Annotated in this window: 18 protein-coding genes; all 18 read left to right on the top strand. The window is 62.2% G+C overall.

All coding sequences use genetic code 11. From position 1 onward, the window contains the following. The first annotated feature begins 135 nt into the window (after positions 1–135). Positions 136–315 (top strand): hypothetical protein, encoded by a 180-nt coding sequence (locus tag ACDC66_RS12210; protein ID WP_376697009.1) that lies wholly within the window; start codon positions 136–138, stop codon positions 313–315. Positions 316–338: 23 nt separating this feature from the next. Further along, the gene (gene xerD, locus ACDC66_RS12215) at positions 339–1,247 is read left to right on the top strand and encodes a site-specific tyrosine recombinase XerD (RefSeq protein ID WP_376697010.1); all 909 of its coding nucleotides are present in this window, start codon (positions 339–341) and stop codon (positions 1,245–1,247) included. Positions 1,248–1,389: 142 nt separating this feature from the next. Further along, entirely contained in the window at positions 1,390–2,124 is a 735-nt protein-coding gene (locus ACDC66_RS12220) for a DsbC family protein (RefSeq protein ID WP_376697011.1), read from the top strand. A gap of 94 nt (positions 2,125–2,218) precedes the next feature. Further along, on the top strand, positions 2,219–6,055 hold the full coding sequence (purL, locus tag ACDC66_RS12225; RefSeq protein ID WP_376697012.1) for a phosphoribosylformylglycinamidine synthase: 3,837 nt from the start codon (positions 2,219–2,221) through the stop codon (positions 6,053–6,055). 10 nt (positions 6,056–6,065) lie between these two features. Then, entirely contained in the window at positions 6,066–6,713 is a 648-nt protein-coding gene (locus tag ACDC66_RS12230) for an exosortase H-associated membrane protein (RefSeq protein ID WP_376697013.1), read from the top strand. 38 nt (positions 6,714–6,751) lie between these two features. Further along, on the top strand, positions 6,752–8,509 hold the full coding sequence (gspE, locus tag ACDC66_RS12235) for a type II secretion system ATPase GspE (RefSeq protein WP_376697014.1): 1,758 nt from the start codon (positions 6,752–6,754) through the stop codon (positions 8,507–8,509). 299 nt (positions 8,510–8,808) lie between these two features. Continuing rightward, positions 8,809–10,020 (top strand): type II secretion system F family protein, encoded by a 1,212-nt coding sequence (locus ACDC66_RS12240; protein WP_376697015.1) that lies wholly within the window; start codon positions 8,809–8,811, stop codon positions 10,018–10,020. A gap of 59 nt (positions 10,021–10,079) precedes the next feature. Next, positions 10,080–10,490, top strand: a complete 411-nt coding sequence (gene gspG, locus ACDC66_RS12245; protein WP_376697016.1) for a type II secretion system major pseudopilin GspG — start codon at positions 10,080–10,082, stop codon at positions 10,488–10,490. 127 nt (positions 10,491–10,617) lie between these two features. After that, positions 10,618–11,091: a GspH/FimT family pseudopilin gene (locus ACDC66_RS12250; protein WP_376697017.1), complete on the top strand. Its 474-nt coding sequence runs from the start codon at positions 10,618–10,620 to the stop codon at positions 11,089–11,091. Beyond that, complete coding sequence (locus ACDC66_RS12255; RefSeq protein WP_376697018.1) at positions 11,081–11,578, top strand: type IV pilus modification PilV family protein; 498 nt, start codon at positions 11,081–11,083, stop codon at positions 11,576–11,578. Before ACDC66_RS12250 ends, ACDC66_RS12255 begins: the two co-directional genes overlap by 11 nt. Beyond that, positions 11,575–12,411, top strand: a complete 837-nt coding sequence (locus tag ACDC66_RS12260; protein WP_376697019.1) for a prepilin-type N-terminal cleavage/methylation domain-containing protein — start codon at positions 11,575–11,577, stop codon at positions 12,409–12,411. Before ACDC66_RS12255 ends, ACDC66_RS12260 begins: the two co-directional genes overlap by 4 nt. Then, positions 12,408–13,301: a type II secretion system minor pseudopilin gene (locus ACDC66_RS12265; protein WP_376697020.1), complete on the top strand. Its 894-nt coding sequence runs from the start codon at positions 12,408–12,410 to the stop codon at positions 13,299–13,301. Before ACDC66_RS12260 ends, ACDC66_RS12265 begins: the two co-directional genes overlap by 4 nt. Further along, entirely contained in the window at positions 13,298–14,461 is a 1,164-nt protein-coding gene (locus ACDC66_RS12270) for a PilN domain-containing protein (protein ID WP_376697021.1), read from the top strand. Before ACDC66_RS12265 ends, ACDC66_RS12270 begins: the two co-directional genes overlap by 4 nt. Next, entirely contained in the window at positions 14,433–15,044 is a 612-nt protein-coding gene (gene gspM / locus ACDC66_RS12275; protein ID WP_376697022.1) for a type II secretion system protein GspM, read from the top strand. Before ACDC66_RS12270 ends, gspM begins: the two co-directional genes overlap by 29 nt. 2 nt (positions 15,045–15,046) lie before the next feature. Continuing rightward, positions 15,047–15,805 (top strand): hypothetical protein, encoded by a 759-nt coding sequence (locus ACDC66_RS12280; protein ID WP_376697023.1) that lies wholly within the window; start codon positions 15,047–15,049, stop codon positions 15,803–15,805. After that, a complete protein-coding gene (gspD, locus tag ACDC66_RS12285) occupies positions 15,798–18,014 on the top strand; it encodes a type II secretion system secretin GspD (protein ID WP_376697024.1) in 2,217 nt (738 codons plus the stop codon). Before ACDC66_RS12280 ends, gspD begins: the two co-directional genes overlap by 8 nt. 175 nt (positions 18,015–18,189) lie before the next feature. Next, positions 18,190–18,612, top strand: a complete 423-nt coding sequence (locus ACDC66_RS12290) for a hypothetical protein (RefSeq protein ID WP_376697025.1) — start codon at positions 18,190–18,192, stop codon at positions 18,610–18,612. 125 nt (positions 18,613–18,737) lie between these two features. Further along, positions 18,738–20,408: a hypothetical protein gene (locus ACDC66_RS12295; RefSeq protein ID WP_376697026.1), complete on the top strand. Its 1,671-nt coding sequence runs from the start codon at positions 18,738–18,740 to the stop codon at positions 20,406–20,408. The last annotated feature ends 228 nt before the right edge of the window (positions 20,409–20,636 follow it).

Consider the following 20,636-nt stretch of genomic DNA (forward strand, 5'->3'; position numbering starts at 1 on the left):
AAGAAGAAGGCTTCCAAGAAGAAGGCTTCCAAGAAGAAGGCTTCCAAGAAGAAGGCTTCCAAGAAGAAGGCTTCCAAGAAGAAGGCTTCCAAGAAGAAGAAGGCTTCCAAGAAGTCAGCCGCTCTTGACGGTGACATGGCGCAAGTGCTCGCCGCGGCCGATCAACTGCGCGACGCGCTGTACGATCTTGCCAGTCACCAGATCAACCAGCGCCGGGCCTTGGTTGAAGAGCTTCGGACTGCTGCACGCTCGGGATTTTCCGAGGTTGAGTCGGCGGCGCGTAAAACGCTTAACCGCCTGACCGGGAAAGGTTGAGCGAAAAGGGACAGTCCCCGGGGGTGGCGCCTGCCGCCGCCCCCGCAGCCCGCTCCGAAGCCGAAGTCGATCGCCTGATCGACGCTTTTCTCGACACGCACTGGGCCGAACGCGGTATCGCGCCGGCGACAGCAGACGCGTATCGACATGATCTCGCGAATTTTCTGGCGCGGGTCGACCGCCCCGTGGCCGGGATTTCCCGGGCTGATATTCTCGAGTTTCTCGCTGGCCGCATGCGCTCTGGCGCACGCACCAGCAGTATCATTCGCCAGCTCTCCTGCCTGCGCCAGTTCTTTGCCTGGGCGTCGCGCGAGCGGCAAATCGCCCGGGATCCCATGCTCGACCTTGACGGACCCAGGCGGCCGCGTGCATTGCCCGGCACGCTGACTGCAAGCGAAGTGGAGGCCCTGCTGGACGCTCCGGACGGCGACAGCCCGCTTGACTTGCGCGATCGTGCCGTGCTGGAGACCCTTTATGCGACGGGTATGCGGGTCTCCGAGCTCGCCGGGCTGACCCTCTCACGCCTGAACCTTGGGCAAGGTATCGTTCGCGTGCTCGGCAAGGGCGGGCGCGAACGCCTGGTGCCCCTGGGCGAGACGGCCTGTGCTGCCATCCAGCGCTGGCTTTCGGTTCGCACGAAACTTCGCCCACAGGGCGACTGGGTGTTCGTGTCGAAGAGCGGACGAATGCTGTCGCGCCAGGCGCTCTGGGCCAGAATTCGCCAGCTCGCCGTGCGCGCCGGAATTCGGCAACCGGTGCACCCTCATCGCTTGCGACATTCTTTCGCAACCCACCTGCTCGACAACGGCGCCGACCTGCGCGTGGTCCAGATGTTGCTCGGCCACGCTGACCTGGCTACGACGCAGATCTATACACACGTTTCCCGGGCGCGATTGAAATCCCTGCACGAGCGCCATCATCCTCGCGGCTGACGGGGCCGTGGATGAAAACTTGCAGGACAATCCGGCGAACTTGTTGGCACGCTCGCGATCCAACCATCCAGTTGCGACACTCGGCTATCATGCGCGATAGCGTTTGAAGCCTGACTGACATGAATTTTCCAAGGAGTAACGAATGAAGATCTTGACGGGACTGATAGCGGCCCTGGGCATGGCCCTGACCGGACTGGCAGTGGCGGCGGACCAGGAGGCCATCGAAGAGCGCGTTCGCACGCTGGTGCCGGAAATCGAGACGCTGGCGATCGCCGAAACACCCATGCCGGGCGTGATGGAAGTGCAACTCAATAACGAGATTGTGTACATGAGCGACGACGGCCGTTACCTGATGCAGGGCCGACTGATCGACCTCGATACCCAGAAGGATCTCACCGACGCCGCCAAGACGGTGCTGAGACGCGACCAGTTGGCTGACCTGGATGCGGCGGACATGGTGTCTTTCGGTCCGGAGGATGCTGACTACGAATTGATGGTTTTCACCGATACCGACTGCGGGTACTGCCGACGTTTGCACGAGCAGATCGACGAGTACATCGACGAGGGTATCCGTATCAACTACCTCGCATTTCCACGTTCGGGCGTGGATTCGAAGACCTTCGATACCATGGTCTCGGTCTGGTGTGCCGAAGATCGCCAGAGTGCCATGAATACCGCGAAGGCGGGCAGTCAGCCGGCCGAAGCACAGTGTGAAAACCCGGTCGAAGCGCAGTACCAGCTCGGCCAGGCGCTCGGTGTGACCGGCACCCCCTCCATGGTTACGCCCGACGGCAACATGATTCCCGGCTACGTGCCGCCCAAGCAGCTTCGGCAGCGCCTGGACTCGCTCTCGCAGGCCCAGACTCCCGGCGAGTGAGCTCGCTCGCCCGGGCGTACAGACGGCCCGGGCATTCAGGCCGTCGCCTGCCCTATAATGGCGCGCTGACTTGAGCGCTCTTGCGGGGTCTCGCATGATTGTCCTGCTCGGCAGGGACTCCCTGCCGCCGTTTCGTTTATCCCAACTCGCCGCCGAACTGTCCGCACTGCAAGGCTGCAAGATCCAAGTGCGGGCCCGGGAGTTGTTCCTGGTTGCTTCCGAATGCCTGCCGGATGAGCCGCAGCGCCATCGCCTGCTTTCCCTGTTGTCGGCCCGGCCGCTCGAAGGCGACACCCTTTCTGCCCGACAACTCCTGGTCGTGCCGCGCCCCGGCACGGTCACGCCCTGGGCGAGCAAGGCCGGCGATATTCTCAGGCGCTGTGACCTGGCGGCTTTCTCACGCCTGGAGCACGCCACCTTGTTCGACTTCGAAGGCATCGAGGTTGCGGACCTGGTGCCCACTGCCAGGCGGCGCCTGTACGACCGCATGACGCAGATGGTGGTCGATGACCTCCACACCCTGCAGGGCTGGTTCGACGAACGCGCGCCCGCGCCGCTGGGCGTGCTGAAACTCGGTGCCGATGCCGCCGCGACCCTGTCGGTCCACAATCGCGAACTCGGACTGGCGCTGAGCGACGACGAAATCACCTACCTGGTTGACGCCTACGGGCGCATGGGCCGGGATCCCAGCGACGCCGAGTTGATGATGTTCGCCCAGGCCAACTCGGAGCACTGTCGCCACAAGATCTTCAACGCCAGCTGGAGCGTCGACGGGAAAACGGTCGACGGCTCCCTGTTCGGCCTGATTCGCAGCACCCACGCAGCCACACCGGATGCGACGCTGGTGGCCTACGACGACAACGCCGCGGTGATCGAAGGGTTCGACGTGGAGATCCTGTCCACATCACCGCAAAGCCCGGCCTACGTCCATCAACCCGGCCGCGCCCATATCCAGATCAAGGTCGAAACGCACAACCATCCCACGGCGATTTCACCCGATCCCGGCGCGGCGACCGGCTCGGGCGGCGAGATCCGCGACGAGGCCGCAACCGGCCGCGGCGCGCGACCGATCACGGCTCTGTGCGGGTTTTCCGTCTCCGACCTGCACATACCCGACCGGGTGCAGCCCTGGGAAAACGCTCCGGAACAACCCGACCGTATGGCCTCGGCATTGGAGATCATGCGCGACGGCCCGATTGGTGCGGCGCGCTTCAACAACGAATTCGGCCGTCCGGTATTACTTGGCTATTTCCGGACCTTCAGCGCGCGCATCGGTGAGCGCCTGTGGGGCTACCACAAACCCATCATGATCGCCGGCGGCAGCGGCATGATTGCCGAGGGACAGACGCACAAGAAGGCCCTTGCCGCCGGTGATCGCATCATCGTGCTCGGCGGGCCGGCCATGCTGATCGGCCTCGGCGGCGGCGCCGCATCATCGATGAGTTCGGGGCAATCCGATGCCGACCTGGATTTCGCCTCGGTGCAGCGCGGCAATCCGGAAATGCAGCGCCGTGCTCAGGAAGTGATCGATCGCTGCTGGCTGCAGGGCGAGAACAACCCCATCAAGTCGATTCACGATGTCGGTGCCGGCGGCCTGTCCAACGCGCTGCCGGAACTGCTTCACGACGGCGGCGTGGGCGGACGTCTCGAGCTGCGCGATATTCCGACCAATGATCCGGCGCTCTCGCCCATGGAGATCTGGTGCAACGAGGCGCAGGAACGCTACGTCCTTGCGGTGGCGCCGGCCGATCTTGACCGTTTTGCGGCGCTTTGCGAGCGCGAACGCTGCCCCTGGGCCGATGTCGGCGAAGCAACCGACGATGGGCAACTCGTGCTGGCTGATCGCCAAGGCACAAGGCCGGCGGTCGACATGTCGCTGGAAGTGCTGCTCGGTAAGGCGCCGCGCATGCATCGCGATGCGGTAACCGAGCGCGTCGTGCCGGAAGCCGGGGTGCTCGACGGCGTGACACTGGATGATGCCGTCAATCGGGTTCTGTCCCTGCCGTCGGTGGGCAGCAAGCAGTTTCTCATCACCATCGGTGACCGCACAGTTGGTGGTTTGAGCGTGCGCGACCAGATGGTCGGCCCGCACCAGGTGCCTGTGGCCGACTGTGCCATTTCCCTGCTCGAATACGACGGATACGCCGGTACGGCGATGGCCATGGGCGAGCGCACGCCGTTGGCCGTTCACGATTCGGCCGCCGCGGCGCGAGTCGCCGTGGGTGAAGTCCTGACCAACCTGGCTGCGGTTGCCGTACGCGATCGTTCCCATATCAAGCTGTCGGCCAACTGGATGGCGGCCGCGGGTGCGCCCGGTCAGGACGCGGCGCTGCGGGAAGCCGTCGAGGCCGTGGCCGCCCTCTGCCCGGAACTCGATCTGTCCGTTCCCGTGGGCAAGGATTCACTTTCGATGCAGACGGTCTGGAACGACGGCGGAGAGGAACAGCGCATGACCGCGCCGGTGTCGCTGATCGTCACCGGTTTTGCGCCGGTGCCCGATGTGCGCCGGCAACTGACGCCCGAACTGCGTTCCGAAATTGACACCCGCCTGGTGTTGATCGATCTGGGTCGCCGACGTCTCGGCGGTTCGGCCCTGGCGCAGGTCTACTCGCGCCAGCTGGGCGACGTGCCCGACGTCGACGACCTCTCCACGCTCAAGTCGGCCTTCGATGCCGTGCAGAAGCTCGTGGCCGGGGAAAGAATCCTGGCTTGCCATGACCGTTCCGACGGCGGCCTGTTCACCACTGTTCTGGAAATGGCCCTTGCGGGCCGATGCGGTCTGCGCTTGAATCTCGGGGCGGACGAGCACGATCCGATGGCCGCACTGTTCAACGAGGAGCTGGGTCTGGTCCTGCAGGTGGCTGCCGCCGAGCTGCCGGAAGTGGAATCGGAACTGGCGCGTGCCGGACTGGGTGAAAGAACATCGATCATCGGTGAGGTCGCCGGTGGGCATCGACTGGAAATTTCAGCCGGCGAACGCGAGGTCTTCCGGCGCAACCTGCCGGACCTGGCCGGGCGCTGGGCCGAGACCAGCTATCGCATGCAGCGCCTGCGCGACCATCCCGCCTGCGCCGACGAGGAATTCGAAGCGATGACTGATTTCGGTCGGTCCGGACTGGATGCGAAGCTGACGTTCGAGCCGCCGGCGAGCGCCGCCGTGAATACCGGCGCCCGGCCGCGTGTCGCCATCCTGCGCGAGCAGGGCGTCAACGGCCAGCGCGAGATGGCGCGTGCGTTCATGTCGGCCGGTTTCGAGGCCGTCGACGTCCACATGAGCGATCTCGAGCACGGTCGTCAGGAACTGGCCGATTTCCACGGCCTGGCCGCCTGCGGCGGGTTTTCCTTCGGCGACGTGCTCGGCGCCGGCCAGGGCTGGGCGCGTTCCATCCTGTTCAACGAATCGCTTCGCGACGCCTTCCAGGCCTTCTTCGAAGATTCCGGCCGCTTTGCCCTCGGCGTGTGCAACGGCTGCCAGATGCTCTCGGCGTTGCGCGAAATCATTCCCGGCGCGGCGGCCTGGCCGGACTTCGTGGCCAATCGCTCGCGCCAGTTCGAGGCCCGGCTGAGCCAGGTCGCGATCGAGGAGAGTCCGTCGATTTTCTTCACCGGCATGGCCGGTTCGCGGCTGCCGGTGGTCACTTCGCACGGCGAAGGACGAGCACAACCGGGTGAGCGCCCGATGGCGGATTTGCCCGTCGCCGTCCGTTATGTGAGGGAAGATGGAGCGCCTGCGCTGAGCTATCCCGACAATCCGAACGGTTCGCCCGACGGCATCACGGGACTGACCAGCGCAACCGGGCGGGTCACCATCATGATGCCGCATCCCGAGCGCCTCCTGCGCGCGGTCAACTTTTCCTGGGCGCCACGGGAATGGGGCGAACTTTCACCCTGGATGAAGATGTTTCACAATGCAAGGCTGTGGCTGGAGTGAATCGAAAGCGATGAGCGAGCGGGAACGGGAACAAGCACGCACTGAAGAAGCCGGGGCGGAAGCGACTTCGTCCGGCAATCCGATCAAGGAAATGTTCCTGCTGGCGGCGCTGTATCTGCCCCTGGGCTTCTTCCTTTGGTTCTTCATGGCCAGCGGGCTGATGTTTCCGACGTCGCGCCTGGTGGAATGGCTGCTGACCGGCTTCTATCCGGATGTGTTCGAGCGGGTAGTCCAGCTCGGCTTCCGTTTCGAGGTGCAAACGGCCGTGATTCTGCCGCAGCAGGTCGAAGGGCGGACCGCGGCGCTCAATCTCGACATCAACCCGATGATCTATGCCTGGGGACTGGCGCTGCTGTTCGGGCTGGTCATGGCCACGCCCATGCGCGGGCTTCGCCGCCTCCTGCAGTTGATCGTCGGTTTCGTTATCGTCACCCTGGTGACCAGTTGGGGTGTATTCTGGGAGGTTTGGCGCGACATGGCCTTTCTGATGGGCCCGGAAGCCGCCACGGCGGTGCAATCGAGCAATCTATCGGCGACGGCCATCGCCTTGTGTTATCAGCTGGGTTATCTGATGTTTCCGGGCGTGATTCCGATCGCCGCCTGGATTCTCATGAACCGCCCTTTCATCGAGCAACTCGTGCAAAGTCGGCCACGCTGAACCGACGCAGCCGAGCATTGTCTGTTTGAGACGTGATTATGGAAACCGAAGCGCTTACCGCCACCGACGAAACCGAACTGCTTCCGAGCATCGGCGAGCACCTCGAGGATCGGGCTGCCGACCTGTGCAAGCTGATGATCGAGCAGGAGCGCCTGCGCGAGGAAGATCTTCAGCGCGCCAAGGCCTATCGGGAGCAGCACGGCGGCAACCTGTTGACCCTGCTGGTGCGCCTGGGGCTGGTTTCCGAGCGTGATCTGGCCCGTGCCCAGTCCGAACTGCTCGACATTCCGATGGTCAGCGAGAAGGACTATCCGGAGTCCGGCCCGCAGATCGATTCGATTTCGGTGCGCTACATGAAGCAGCAGCACCTGGTGCCGGTGCACATCGACGACGACACGCTCGATGTGGTCATGGCCGATCCCTGCGACGAGTTCGCCCTGCGCGCACTCAGCATGGCGACCGGCCGCGAGGTCAAGCCGCGGGTGGGTGTGACCTCCGAGATCGACAACACCATCGAGCGTTACTTCGGCGGCGGCAAGTCGGCCATGGGCCAGATCGCCGAGCACCTCGGCGGCGAGGGTGATGGCGGTGACGATGAAGAAGATGTCGAACACCTGCGCGACCTGGCCTCCGAAGCGCCGGTCATTCGCCTGGTCAACCTGATCCTCCAGCGCGCGGTCGAATCTCGCGCTTCCGACATCCACATCGAGCCGTTCGAGAACCGCCTCAAGGTACGCTACCGCATCGACGGCGTGCTACAGGAAGTCGAGGCACCACCGGCGCGCTCGACCGCTGCGGTCATCTCGCGCGTAAAAATCATGGCGCGGCTCAACATCGCCGAGCGCCGCCTGCCGCAGGACGGTCGCATCATGCATCGCGTCGGCGGCAAGGAGCTCGACCTGCGCGTGTCGACCGTACCGACCGCGCACGGCGAATCGGTGGTGATGCGTATTCTCGATCGCGAGGCCGTGGTGCTGGACTTCGCCAGTCTTGGTTTTGCCGAGGACGTGCAGGAGAACTTCATCCATGAGCTGGAAGTGCCGCACGGCATCATCCTGGTGACCGGCCCGACCGGGTCGGGCAAGACCACCACGCTCTACACCGCGCTCAGCCGTCTCAACACGCCCGAGCGCAAGATCATCACGGTCGAGGATCCGGTCGAATACCAGCTCGAGGGTGTCAACCAGATTCAGGCCAAGTCCTCCATCGGGCTGGACTTCGCCCGCGCGCTGCGCTCGATCGTGCGCCAGGATCCGGACGTGATCATGATCGGGGAGATGCGTGACCTCGAAACCGCCAAGATCGCCATCCAGTCGGCGCTCACCGGTCACCTGGTTCTTTCGACCCTGCATACCAACGACGCGGCCGGCGGCGTGACGCGAATGATCGACATGGGCGTGGAAGACTACCTGCTGACATCCACCGTCAACGCCATCATGGCCCAGCGTCTGGTGCGCCGCCTCGACCCTGAAACGAAAGAGGCCTACGAGGTGCTGCCGGAGATGATCGAGGAGCTCGGCCTCGAGCAGCTGACCGACGAGCGGCCGATCAGGCTTTACCGCCCCGGCACCTCCGAAGCCAGCCCGACCGGATACCGCGGCCGGACCGGCATCCACGAACTGCTGGTGATTACCGAAGAACTCCGCCGCATGGTCATGAAGCACGCCACCTCGACCGAGATCGAGAAACAGGCCCGCGCCGAGGGCATGCGCACCATGTACGAAGACGGCCTGATGAAGGCGGTGCAGGGGATTACTTCGGCGGAGGAAGTGTTGAGGGTGACGCAGGAGGCGTGACGGCCGTGGAAGGTGGCTGGCGTCGACCCTCTTGGGCACTGCCAGCGGCTAGGGCCTTGCGGAATTGCTACGTGAATCGTAAATCGTGAATAGAGGCAGTCTGTGAGTGATGCGAACGTTCAATTCGGGTTTTTCGAGGTAGCACCCCTGGTGCAGGCGAAGCCTATTGCCGTGCAGTCGGCTACACGCGCTCGGGTGCCGGTCTATTTACGATTTACGATTTACGATTCACGAAGCACAAGCCGATCGGCACCGCGACCGCAGCCTTCGATCAGGCCCAAAGAATCCACCGCAATCTGATGCCTCTTTTCGAATACAAAGCCGTCACCCCCGCCGGCGAGACGATGACCGGCGAGATGGATGCGCCGAGCAAGGACCTGGTGATTGCCCATCTGCAGGAGTCGGGCAATATTCCCGTGTCCGCCAAGGAAGTGGGCTCGGGCTTTCGACTGACGGCGCTGTTTCGGGGGCGGCAGGGGCTCAAGCAGGCGGAGATCGGCGACCTCACCCAGCAGTTGGCGACGCTACTCAGCGCCGGGCTGCCGCTGGATCGCTCCCTCGGCATCCTGGGGGAGTTGGCCGAAAACGAGCGCGTGCAGGGCACCGTCGAGCGAATTCGCAACCGCGTTCGCGAGGGCGGTTCCCTGTCCGAAGCGCTGGAAGAGCGTCACGGCGTTTTCTCGCGCTTTTACATCAACATGGTGCGCGCCGGCGAGATCGGCGGTTCGCTTGACCAGACGCTCTCGCGCATGGCCGAATACCTGGAACGCTCCAAGGAGCTCAAGGACTCGGTCATTTCGGCAATGGTGTACCCAGCGCTGCTGGTGGTGCTGGCCGTTGCCTCGCTGATTCTGCTGATGGGCTACGTCATTCCACAGTTCACGCCCATGTTCGAGGAATTCGGCGGCGAATTGCCGTTTCTCACGCAGGTGGTCATGGCCGTCGGCGCGGCGCTGCAGAATTACTGGTGGGCGATGCTCGGCGCCGTATTGCTCGTGCTTTTGTGGTTCCGCGGCCAGATGCGGCGGCCGGCCTCGCGCCGGCGTTGGGATTTGCGTTTCCTGCGGATGAAGGGCATCGGCGACGTGATCGCCAAGATCGAAACCGCGCGCCTGGCTCGCACCACCGGCACCTTGCTCGTCAACGGTGTACCGCTTCTGTCGGCACTTTCCATCGCCAAGAATGTCATGACTAATACGGTGCTCGGCGATGACGTGGCCGAGGCCGCCAAACAGGTCAAGACCGGCACGCCCATGGCGAGGGCGCTGGCGGCCAACGATCATTTCCCGCGCCTGGCGCTGCAGATGGTCAACGTCGGCGAGGAAACCGGCAAACTCGACGACATGCTGCTCAAGGTCGCCGATACCTACGACCGCGAAGTGCGCACCACCATCGACCGGCTCATGTCGCTGCTGGTGCCGGCGCTGACCCTGGGCTTGGCGGTGCTGATCGGCGTGATCGTGATGTCGGTGTTGATGGCGATTCTCAGTATTAACGAACTCGTGGCCTGATGGCCGCGCTCGAAAAAGATTTCAGGAACATAACGCCCGAAGGGGCTGGAGGAAAAGCAATGTACAAGTCTGCAAACAGTTCAGGCTTCTCGCTGATTGAACTGCTGGTGGTGCTCATCATTCTCGGCCTGATCGCCGGACTGGTCGTGCCCAACATCATGCAGCGCGGTGAAGACGCCAAGCTTCGCGCCGCCGATGCCGAGGTGCAGCGCCTGTCGATGGCCGTCGACGAGTTCTACCTGGACAATGGGCGCCCGCCCCAGGAGTTGCGCGAACTGGTGGAAAAGCCGGGCAACGCCAATAACTGGAACGGCCCATACGTTAATGATTCAAATCTCAACGATCCTTGGGACAACGCGTACCAGTACCGCTACCCGGGCGAGCACCGCTCGTTCGACATCTGGTCGCACGGTGCTGACGGCTCACCCGGCGGCGAGGGTGCGAACGCCGATATCAAGAACTGGGATTGAGTTGCGTCCGAGATTTCTGATTCAAGTCGGGCAATCCCGGGCGATAGATTCCCACGCGTCTGGGGGATACGTGCGACGTAAATTGGTCATGCGCCATGCTGAAGGAGGTCCCGGATCTGCGCTTCGCTTGTCCGGGACGCCCGCGCGACTGGGTCGCGCGGGCGGCTTCAGCCTGTTCGAGCTGATGGTCGTGATGATACTCGTTTCGCTGCTATTTGCAGTGGTCGGCGTTTCGGTCAGTCGCTCCATTCAGGGGGCGGAGATTCGCAATGCCTCGCGCGAGGTGGTGGCCGGCATTCGGCATACCCGCGGCCAGGCCATCATCAAGCGCCAGCAGCAGGTTTTTCAAGTCGATGCCGATGCGAAGACCTGGACGGCGGCGGCGCGGGATTCGGTCGAGATTCCAGATGGCCTTGATATCACCATCAACACCGCGCGGTCGGAGCTGACCGGCGAGAATGCTGGCGGTATCCGCTTCTACCCCGATGGTGCATCGACCGGCGGCAGCGTGGAATTGCAGGCCGGCGAGCGGACGTGGGAGGTGGAAGTGTCATGGTTGACCGGCGAGGTCAGCATCAAGCGGGGGGCGGATGATGCTTGAGCGACGGCCGCTTCAGGAAGGTCCCGGATCGGTGTCCGGGACGCCCTGCCGGCCCGGCCGGCAGGGCGGATTTACCCTGATCGAGGTCATGGCCGCCTTCATGGTCTTCGCCCTGCTGTTCGGTGTGGTGCTGCAGATTCTGTCGACCTCGGTCGGCAATACGCGCATGTCGGGCGATTACACGCAAGCGGCCCTGTGGGCACAGTCCAAGCTCGACGTGCTGGGCCTGGAGAAGATGATCGAGCCGGGGGTGACGCAGGGGCGCTTCAATGATGAATTCACCTGGAGGATGGATGTGCGCGAGACGGAGGTCGCCGACGAGCGGGGCCTCGATCTGCAGGAGGAACTGCCCATCGCCCTCTACCACGTCATTCTTACGGTCGAGTGGGCGGAGGGGCGCCGGCAGGCCACCTTCGAGACTCTGCGTTCGGTGGACACTTACTGGGAAGAGCGGCAGCAACAGTCGGGCGGAGGAGGACGGCAGTGAGAATCGGCCGGTTCTTCAAGCTCGGCAAGCGTGGTGAGCGCGCGTTGCGGCAGCGTCCCGTGGGTCCCGGATCACATTCGCACCGGCGGTGGGAGCGGTCTGAAGGAGGTCCCGGATCAGGGTCCGGGACGCCTTCGCGCACACGCGAAGGCGGCTTCACCCTGATCGAGGTGCTGCTGGCCATCGCCCTGGTGTCGATCATCATGGCCATGGCCTACGGTGGTTTCCGCGCCAGCGTGCGCGCCACGAGCTCCGGTGAAGAAGTCATCGAGCAGAACAATCGCCTGCGCGTGGTCCAGCAGTTCATGCGCCGACAATTGATGCAGACGCGCTCGCTCGTCATCGAGCAGTTCGAGGACGGCGAGACCGTGCGTTTCGAGGGCGAAGGCGACCGGGTGAGATTCGTCTCGCCTATGCCAGGCTATCTCAGCTACGGTGGCCCGTACGTGCAGGAGTTTCGGCTGGAGAGAGGCCCTGACGGGCTCGAACTGGTTTACTACTACGCCATGCTCAACGGCTACGAGGACGGCGCCCTGCGTGAGACCACCGATGGTCGGGTGTTGATGGAGGACCTGGGCGGCGGCGATTTCATTTTCCTCGACTACGAACCGGATACTGGCGAAACCTTCTGGACCGACCTCTGGGAAGAGCCCGACCGTCTTCCGCTGGCGGTTGGCGTGCTGCTCGATCTGGATTCCGATCGCGGCCTGGTCTGGCCAGACCTGGTCGCGCCGGTGATGGTCGACAGTGGTGGCTCGCGCCGCACGCGAACCATCGAGCGCGCCAGCGACATGCTGAGGCCGCAAAACCGCGGGCGGGGGAGGAATCGATGATCCCCGAGTCGGGTCGTCAGCGGGGCATCGCGCTGGTCGTCGTGCTCTGGATCCTGGTGCTGCTGACTATCGTGGTCGGCACGTACGCCGTGCTGGCGCGGACAGAAAGCCTGCAAGCGCGCTTTTTGTTCGACACGACCCGGGCGCGTTACGCGGCCGAGGCTGGGGTCCATCGTGCGGCCTTCGAAATGCGCAATTCCGACGTGGAGACGCGCTGGGTGCCCGACGGTCGGGCCTACACCATTGAGTTCGGCCGCTCCGAGGTGGAAGTTCTCATTACCGACGAGTCGGGCAAGATCGATATCAACAGCGCTTCGGCGGACGAGCTGACCAATCTGTTCATCTCGCGCGGCATGGACGAGATCGAGGCGTGGTATCTTGCCGACGCCATCGAGGATTGGCGAGACGAGGACGAGCTTCCCCGGCCCTACGGCGCGGAACTGGTCGAATACGAGTCTGCCGGGTATCCTTACGGCCCGGCGAATGAGGAGTTCGGATCGGTCGATGAACTCCAGCAGGTCATCGGCATGAGCTGGGAACTGTTTCGGGAACTCGAACCGATGCTGACCGTTCATTCCGGTGGGCGCATCAACCCCGCATTCGCCTCCGCGGATGTGTTGGCCGCGAACCCGGAAATCAGTGCCGAGGATGCGGCCGCTTTCGTCGAAGAAAGGCGGCAGTTTCATCCGCGCGACCAGCAGGCGCTTTTCCTGCCCGATGGCCAAACGGTGAGCTTGCAAGGGGGTGGCCGTACCTTTAGCATTCGCTCGCGGGCGACGCTTGACTCGGGCACCTGGAGCGAAGTACAGGCCACGATTGAACTCGGAGGCGACCAGCGCGGTCGACCCTTCCGTGTGCTGCGCTGGCGTGACAATGTCGAGGATCGATGAATCAGAGTGCCATCAATGAATACTGGGGCAGCGTCGCTGCCCGCTACCGCGCCGGCCCGCTTCCCGGGTTTCTAAAGTGGTGGCGCGGTGAGCTGGCCGGATTGTTTCCACATTCTCTGCGCACCCGCATGGTGCCGCCGCGGCCGGTGCTGTGGCTGGTGCCCGGAGCCGAAAGCCGCGGGTTCGAGGTCTGGGTCGGTGGTGAATCGCCCGAACACCGCGATACCTTCGGCCCGAACGAAGATGCGGGGCTGCTACGCGATCGCTGGCAGGAACTGATCAACGGCTTCGAGGACGGGCAGCCTGAAATCCGGCTTTGCCTGCCGGCCGAGGACATGCTTCGCTGTCCGGTCGAGCTTCCATTGGCGGTGGAAACCAACCTGACCGAGTCGCTGCGCTACCAGCTCGACCAGCTCACCCCTTTTTCCGCCGACCAGGTGTACTTCGACTATGAAGTTCGCGAGCGCGATGCCGACCGGGGGCTGTTGAAGGTGGATCTGCGCCTGGTCTTGCGTACGCGCGTTGATGAGCTGCTTGAACGCCTGGCTGCCGTCGGTATCCGCCCCCACGCTGTCGATGGCCTGGGCGGAGATGAGGATCAGCCTGACTGCGAAGGTTTCAACCTGATGCCGTTGGCCGAGCGCCCGCGTCACGTCTACCGGCGCGCGCGCATCAACTGGCTGCTTGTCGGCGGCCTGGTTGTGGTGCTGGCCATTGTGATGGTCGAATCGCTGTTCTTGCACGAGCGCAGCGTCGAACGGCTGGAGACCGAGGTTGAACAGTTGCGCCAGGAGGCCGATGAAGTGCTGACGCTGCAGACCGAACTGCAGGATGCGCTGGCGGCGGCCAATTTCCTGGCCGAGCACCGGCGTCGCCAGCCGGTGAGTGTGAGAGTACTGGACGAGATCACGCGAATCCTGCCCGATGACATCTGGCTGATGCAGTTGCGGATGCAGGGCGACGAACTGATGCTTCAGGGTATGGCCGACCAGGCGCAGCGACTGATCGAGATGATCAACGAATCCAAATTGCTGGGTGAGGCCGAGTTTCGGGGCTCAGTGAGCATCGACCCCGGCAGTGGCCGCGAGCGCTTCAACGCCCGCGCCCGCATCGAGACGACAGGAGGCGAGCGTGCAGCTGCTGCCGAATCTGGAGAATAACCGTCCCCTTGCTATCAGCCTGCTGGTGATCGTTCTGGTGCTGGTCTATTTCATCGGGTTTCACTGGTTCGTTATGCGCCATGTCGACCTGGCGAACCAGGTCGATTCGCTCGAAGAGCGCGCCGCCCGATTCAAGGCGGCGGTGGCCCGTCGGCCCGGCCTGGAGGGGCGATTGGAGGAATTGCAGGCTGAACGGCTCGACAGTGCATTGTTCCTGCCTGAGTCCAACTTCAATGTAGCGGCGGCCGGTCTCACCCGTCGTCTCCGTGACATTATTCAGCGCGAGGCCGACGACGCCGACCTGTGCCGGATCGAATCGACGACCAACCGTCCCGACAGCGAACCGGAACGTTTCGAGCAGGTGACGGTCAATGTGCGCATGAACTGTCCGTTGCCGGACCTCACGCGTATCCTCTATGAAGTGGAAGACAATGTGCCGCTGATTTTCGTCGATAATCTGATCATCAACCAACGGGTTCCCGCAGATCGCGCGGGTCGGCGCGGTAGCCGAGGTTATGGCCAACTCGACGTTCGTTTCGATATCTACGGCTTCCTGTCCCAACCCGTCGTGGAAGAGGACTGAGCGTGTTCGATTTGCAGCGCAATCTTCTGACTTCATTGCTGACAGCAGGTATCGGTTTGCTGGTGCTTGCCGGCGGAGTCATGGCGCTGCTGATGGGGCGCCCGGACCTGTCCGCCATCGCGCCGCAGGGCAATACCGAGGCGCCCGATGCCGAGGTCGATGTGCCGGAGACCGGGTTGCAGGAATTCTCGGCCTACTCGGCCATCGTCGAGCGTCCGGTTTTCTTTTCCGATCGCCAGCTGCCCGTGGTCGACGCGCCCGGAGAGACCGAAGAGGAAATGATGGTCGAGGAGGAACCGGAGGCCGAGGAGATCGAAGATCTGGAGGCCGAAATCGCCGGTATCGTGATCACCCCTGATATGAAGCTGGCCATGGTGTCCGACAAACGGGCCGAGAAGACTTTCGTGCTGCGCGAGGGCATGAGCCTCGAAGGCGAGCAGGCTGCCTGGAAGCTGGATGTCATCCAGCCCCGGAATGTCAGTTTTGTCTCCGTCGACGGCCGTCAGACCGAACTCGAGCTCAAGGTCAACACCAAGGGGGTAGCGTCTTCCAACGATGGTAGCCGGCAACGAGAGCAGGCATCCGAGGGCCAGCCGGAGGGGGGGCAGGCAGCTCAGGAAGGTGCTCAAAGAGAGGCCAGTGAAGAGGCGCGGGCCCGCGCCGAAGAAATCCGACGCCGCGTCGCTGAACGCCGGGCCCAGTTGAGGGCCGAAGCAGAACGGCGAGCGCAACAGCAACAACAACAGGACAACGATGGCTGAGCAAATTCGACAGAACATCATTCGCAATCGGCCCACGCTTGCGGCGCTGCTCCTGGCCAGCCTGGTGCTGGCCGGCTGTTCGTCAATGGAGAAGCGGGATAGCGACGGAACCGGTACCCGCCTCCAACCGGGCCAGAGCGCGGTTGATCGCGACGGGAGAGACGGCGATCGAGAAGGCCTTCAGCTGGGTGCCGGTGAGGAAGCCGTTGACTCCGAGGCCGAGTTCGACGAAAGCGAGGTCTATTCCGGCACCGGCGTGTTCATCGACGACAGTGCGATCAAGCCGCGCACGGAGCCGCCCGGGGAAGATGGTGAAATCACCCTGAACTTCGAAGGGCAGGGGATCCAGGAAATCGTGCACGCGATCCTCGGCCAGATGTTCGAGGAGAACTACATCATCGCGCCGGGTGTGAGCGGGGAAGTTACCTTTTCAACCGCCAAGCCGATCAAGCGCGACCAGGTCATGGGCGTGCTCGAAATGCTGTTGCGCTGGAATGGCGCGACCCTGATCTGGCGCGAGGGGCAATACCATGTGGTACCCGTGTCCAGTGCGGTGGCGGGCAATCTGGTGCCGCGGACGGATTCGGCGAGGAATGCGCAAGGTTATGAAGTTCTGGCGGTGCCACTGGAGTTCATCTCCGCCGGAAAAATGGCCGAGATGCTCGAGCCCTGGGTCAAGGAAGACGCCATTTTCAATGCGGACAGTGCTCGTAACGTGCTTTTCCTGGCCGGCACCCAGTTCGAGCTGAGGAATTACCTGCAGATCATCGAATCCTTCGACGTCGACTGGCTGGAAGGTATGTCGGTTGGGGTTTTTACGCTCAAGCGAATCGGAGTAGATGAGCTGTTGCCGGAACTCGAGGGTGTGTTCGGTGAAGAGGGCGAGACGCCGCTGGCCGGCATGTTCCGTTTCATGCCCTTGCCGCGACTCAATGCCATCATGGTCATCACGCCCAACGAGCACTACCTTGACGAGGCGCAGAAGTGGATCAGGCGCCTGGATCGTTCCAGCCCGGAGGGTGGCTCCCGTTTGTACGTCTACCGGGTCAAGAACCTGGAGGCGGACGTTCTAGCGGGCTATTTGGGGGAGCTCTTCGGAACCGGTGGCGGCAGTGGCCGCTCGCGGGAGTCGGGCGGCTCTCTTGCTCCGGGCATGGAGCGGGCATCGGCGTCCAGTATGAGCGATTTCCAGCAGTCCCGGGGCGATGGAGATGGAAGCTCCGAACGTGGGTCGTCGGATGGGGAGCGCGCGACTGCCGGAGGAATGAACTTGGGCGAGGATGGTGACGTCCGTATCACCGCTGTACAGGAGACGAATTCCCTTCTGATCCAGGCCGCTCCCGGCCAATATGATGGAATTCTCTCAGCAATCGAACGCCTGGATGAAGAGCCACTACAGGTCATGATCGAGGCCCAGATTCTCATCGTCGATCTTACCGACGATCTTCAGTACGGCGTCAACTGGTTTCTGGCCAACGGGTCTCCTGATGACAGCGTGCCCGGATTGCCGGAGGGTATTGCACCTGATCGTGAGGCAAATGCCATTCAGTTCGGAGGTGGAGCGAATGTGCTGGGTACGATCACCCGTCGCGGGGTTGATCGGAACTTTGTTTCTGCCACCATCAGCGCACTCGAGTCCGTATCGGATGTCCGAACCATTTCCTCGCCCAGCCTGATGGTGCGCAACAATTCGGATGCCAGCATCAATGTCGGCCAACAGATTCCGGTGCAGTCGACTAGTTTCATTGGCGGCTCCAGCGGGGAGGGCAGCCGTTTCGGGAGTGTTCAGTACCTGAATACGGGGGTTATTCTTGAGGTCACGCCCCGGGTTAATCCCGGAGGGCTGGTCTATCTCAAGATTCGGCAAGAAGTCTCCTCCCCCGGTTCGCCGTCCGGTGAGGGCTCCAACCCGCCGGTCGATACCCGTACGGTTCAGACTGAAGTCGCCGTACAATCGGGTCAGACGATCATGCTGGGAGGTCTGATCGAGGAGCGAACGCGCGAATCGAAGTCCGGCGTGCCTGGCTTGCAGCGAATCCCATTGCTTGGTGGCTTATTTCGCAGCACCACCGACAATCTGACCCGAACCGAAACACTGGTGATGATTACGCCCACGGTTGTCGAGTCCACTGAGAAGCTCAAGGAGGTATCAGATGAGCTCAGGAGCCAGTTCGAGGCGCTCAAGCCCATGCATGAAGAAGGGTTGTGAGTAATTTATTGAACAAAGTCAGTAAGTTGAGTCTGCTTCACCATGATCGAGGTCGGGGTGCTTCACAAGATTTCCTGCGTTATCGGCGGCCCGTGGGATCTTTTCGGGGGAGGCGCCTTGCCTTGATCAACGGTATCGGGCACAGAATTCACAATGAAAATGGAGAATTGAAGGCATGATGAAAACGACACTTTGCAGGTCGGCGGTGATTCTGGTTGTCGTATCCGCTTTGGGGGCAATTGCTGCCTGCTCTGGGCCGGACTTGCCCGACCATGAGCGGGTCAGCGATCGCGCTCAAGCGCGGTGGGATGCTCTGGTTGATAAAGATGGGAAAACCGCCTGGAACTACTACACCCCAGGGTTTCGGGATACTTATCCACAGCCCGATTTCGATTATGATATTCGGCGACGACCGGTTCGCTGGCTTGATGCGGAGGTTCGGGGTGCCGATTGTCAGGAAGATCGCTGCACCGTCCGGGTGTGGGTTGAATACGATGCGCCCTCCGCTCCCCAGGGCCAGAGAAGCGTCAAACTGAGCAAAGTCGTCAGTGAGGAATGGCTTAAATTGGACGGTCAATGGTGGTATGCAGAAGAGTGATTGCTTTACAAGCCCGACTGGGTTAGCATAGAATTGGACTCGCCGGGAGTGCGCGGGCGTATCGCTTGCGCTTCCCGATAGAGTTCACACAGAGCCCTGTGTCCAACAACTTTAGGAGTGTTGTAATGAAAAGAAATACCTTGACGACCGCGGTTCTGGCGGGTCTGACAGGCGTTGCGGGGATGGCGAGCGTGGCCAATGCGGTCAACGTCAATCCCGAAGGCCTGGGTCAGGTTCTGCTGTATCCGTACTACACCGCACGCGGCGGAAACGATACGCTCGTTTCCATCGTGAATACCAGCGAGAACTCCAAGGCAGTGAAGATTCGCTTCCTTGAAGGCTTGAACTCTCGCGAAGTGCTTGACTTCAACATCTACATGTCCCCGTATGACGTCTGGGTAGCAGGTGTGACCGCTACCGAAGATGGCGGCGGCAAGCTGTTGGTTAATGACACCACCTGCACCGTGCCCTACCTGGTAGGCGATCGCGACGGTGAGCAAGAATTCCTGACTTTTGCCTACACCGGTAGCGCCAGCGACGCCAGGGACCCGGAAGGGATCCAGGAGGACGTGCTGGATATCCTCGATACTGAAACCTGGAACGACTATCTGAGCGCGGAGTTTCAGCAGGTCGAACGCACGGCATCCGGTTATATCGAAGTCATCGAGATGGGCGAAGTCGACTCTGAAGGTGCAATTGGCTATCACGACGCCATCAAGCACAGCGAGGGCGTTCCCCCGGGAAGCGCGCTCGTCGGCGGCGAAGTTGAGCTAGATGAAGACCACCCCGTCTGTGGCGCTTTGATTGATGGCTGGACCGGCGGCGCCGGAAGCTGGATCGAGGATGACGAAAACGACATGCTGGCTCCCGCCGGCGGCCTGTTCGGTAGCGGCTCCATCATCAACGTCCAGAAAGGGACGCTGCTGAGCTATGACGCGCTGGCACTGGACAACTGGACAACTGCAGTTACCCACACGGATCCGGGTGATCTCGCTCCGAACCTGAACCAGGGCACGACGAGCAGCTCGGTGTTCCTGTCTGGTTCACAGTCCGCGCAGCAGGTTAACTGGGGCGAGCCGTTTGAGGCTGTCAGTGCGACCATCATGCAGGACGCCATCATGAACGAGTACGTCACTGGTGGTGGCACTGCCTCGAACACCGAGTGGGTGGTTACATTCCCGACCAAGTCCTTTTATGCTGACAAGGCTCCGGAAGGCGACGCACTGAGCCCTCCCAATTTCTCAAACAGTATTCCGCCGTTCCTGGGCTACAATCAGTTCCAGTTCGGTTGGCGCCGTTGGGCTCCGTTCCTGGGCTGCGAAACCGTTTCGGATAGCATTTGGGACCGCGAAGAGAACGAGCCTACTGTGGATGAGCGAGGCCCAATCGTTTCGCCGCGTCCGCCGGAACAGCAGGCTCCAACGTTCCGTCTGTGTGGTGAAACCAACGTTGTCCGCTTTGGAGATGGCTCGCCGAGCACGACCGAAATCTTCGGTGAGCCGGCTGGTCTCATTCCGTCGCTGTTCCCGCGTTACACGAACATCGACAATGAGGCATTGGGCTACGATTCGGGCTGGGTGCAGTTTGACTTTGACAACGGTCAGGTCAGCCGGCCCGGTACCGATGCGAACACTCAAGAAACCGTTCGTTACGCAGGTCTTCCGGTCATGGGCTTCCAGGCCACGACGTACACCAACGGCACGTTGACCGATGACTCAGGTGATTCCGTTCGGGCCAACTATGGTGGTACGTACCGCCATCGGGGCACGAGGGACGTGACTGTAACGTCCGACTAAGACGTGATTTGCATCAAACTTCGGCAGCGTTAATGCCGATGAGTTGGCAAATTGTCTTGAAAGGGCCACCTACTGGGTGGCCCTTTTCTTTAGTTGGCGGTAACATTGCTTTAAGGAACTGGCTGTTACGATTGAGGTCCCAGTATTTACAGCAATACGGCAATATTTTTAGAAAATAAAAAAACGCGAAATTTCCTTCCTTTTACTCAGACACTGAGATAGGCCAGA

Origin of the sequence: Wenzhouxiangella psychrophila, assembly GCF_042310375.1 — a bacterium.
GTDB lineage: Bacteria > Pseudomonadota > Gammaproteobacteria > Xanthomonadales > Wenzhouxiangellaceae > Wenzhouxiangella.

What these genes read in the sequence shown, in the direction of transcription:
- ACDC66_RS12210 (WP_376697009.1), top strand. Translation starts at nt 136, where the DNA reads ATGGCGCAAGTGCTCGCCGCGGCCGATCAACTGCGCGACGCGCTGTAC.
- ACDC66_RS12220 (WP_376697011.1), top strand. Translation starts at nt 1,390, where the DNA reads ATGAAGATCTTGACGGGACTGATAGCGGCCCTGGGCATGGCCCTGACC.
- purL (WP_376697012.1), top strand. Translation starts at nt 2,219, where the DNA reads ATGATTGTCCTGCTCGGCAGGGACTCCCTGCCGCCGTTTCGTTTATCC.
- ACDC66_RS12230 (WP_376697013.1), top strand. Translation starts at nt 6,066, where the DNA reads ATGAGCGAGCGGGAACGGGAACAAGCACGCACTGAAGAAGCCGGGGCG.
- gspE (WP_376697014.1), top strand. Translation starts at nt 6,752, where the DNA reads ATGGAAACCGAAGCGCTTACCGCCACCGACGAAACCGAACTGCTTCCG.
- ACDC66_RS12240 (WP_376697015.1), top strand. Translation starts at nt 8,809, where the DNA reads ATGCCTCTTTTCGAATACAAAGCCGTCACCCCCGCCGGCGAGACGATG.
- gspG (WP_376697016.1), top strand. Translation starts at nt 10,080, where the DNA reads ATGTACAAGTCTGCAAACAGTTCAGGCTTCTCGCTGATTGAACTGCTG.
- ACDC66_RS12255 (WP_376697018.1), top strand. Translation starts at nt 11,081, where the DNA reads ATGATGCTTGAGCGACGGCCGCTTCAGGAAGGTCCCGGATCGGTGTCC.
- ACDC66_RS12265 (WP_376697020.1), top strand. Translation starts at nt 12,408, where the DNA reads ATGATCCCCGAGTCGGGTCGTCAGCGGGGCATCGCGCTGGTCGTCGTG.
- ACDC66_RS12270 (WP_376697021.1), top strand. Translation starts at nt 13,298, where the DNA reads ATGAATCAGAGTGCCATCAATGAATACTGGGGCAGCGTCGCTGCCCGC.
- gspD (WP_376697024.1), top strand. Translation starts at nt 15,798, where the DNA reads ATGGCTGAGCAAATTCGACAGAACATCATTCGCAATCGGCCCACGCTT.
- ACDC66_RS12290 (WP_376697025.1), top strand. Translation starts at nt 18,190, where the DNA reads ATGATGAAAACGACACTTTGCAGGTCGGCGGTGATTCTGGTTGTCGTA.
- ACDC66_RS12295 (WP_376697026.1), top strand. Translation starts at nt 18,738, where the DNA reads ATGAAAAGAAATACCTTGACGACCGCGGTTCTGGCGGGTCTGACAGGC.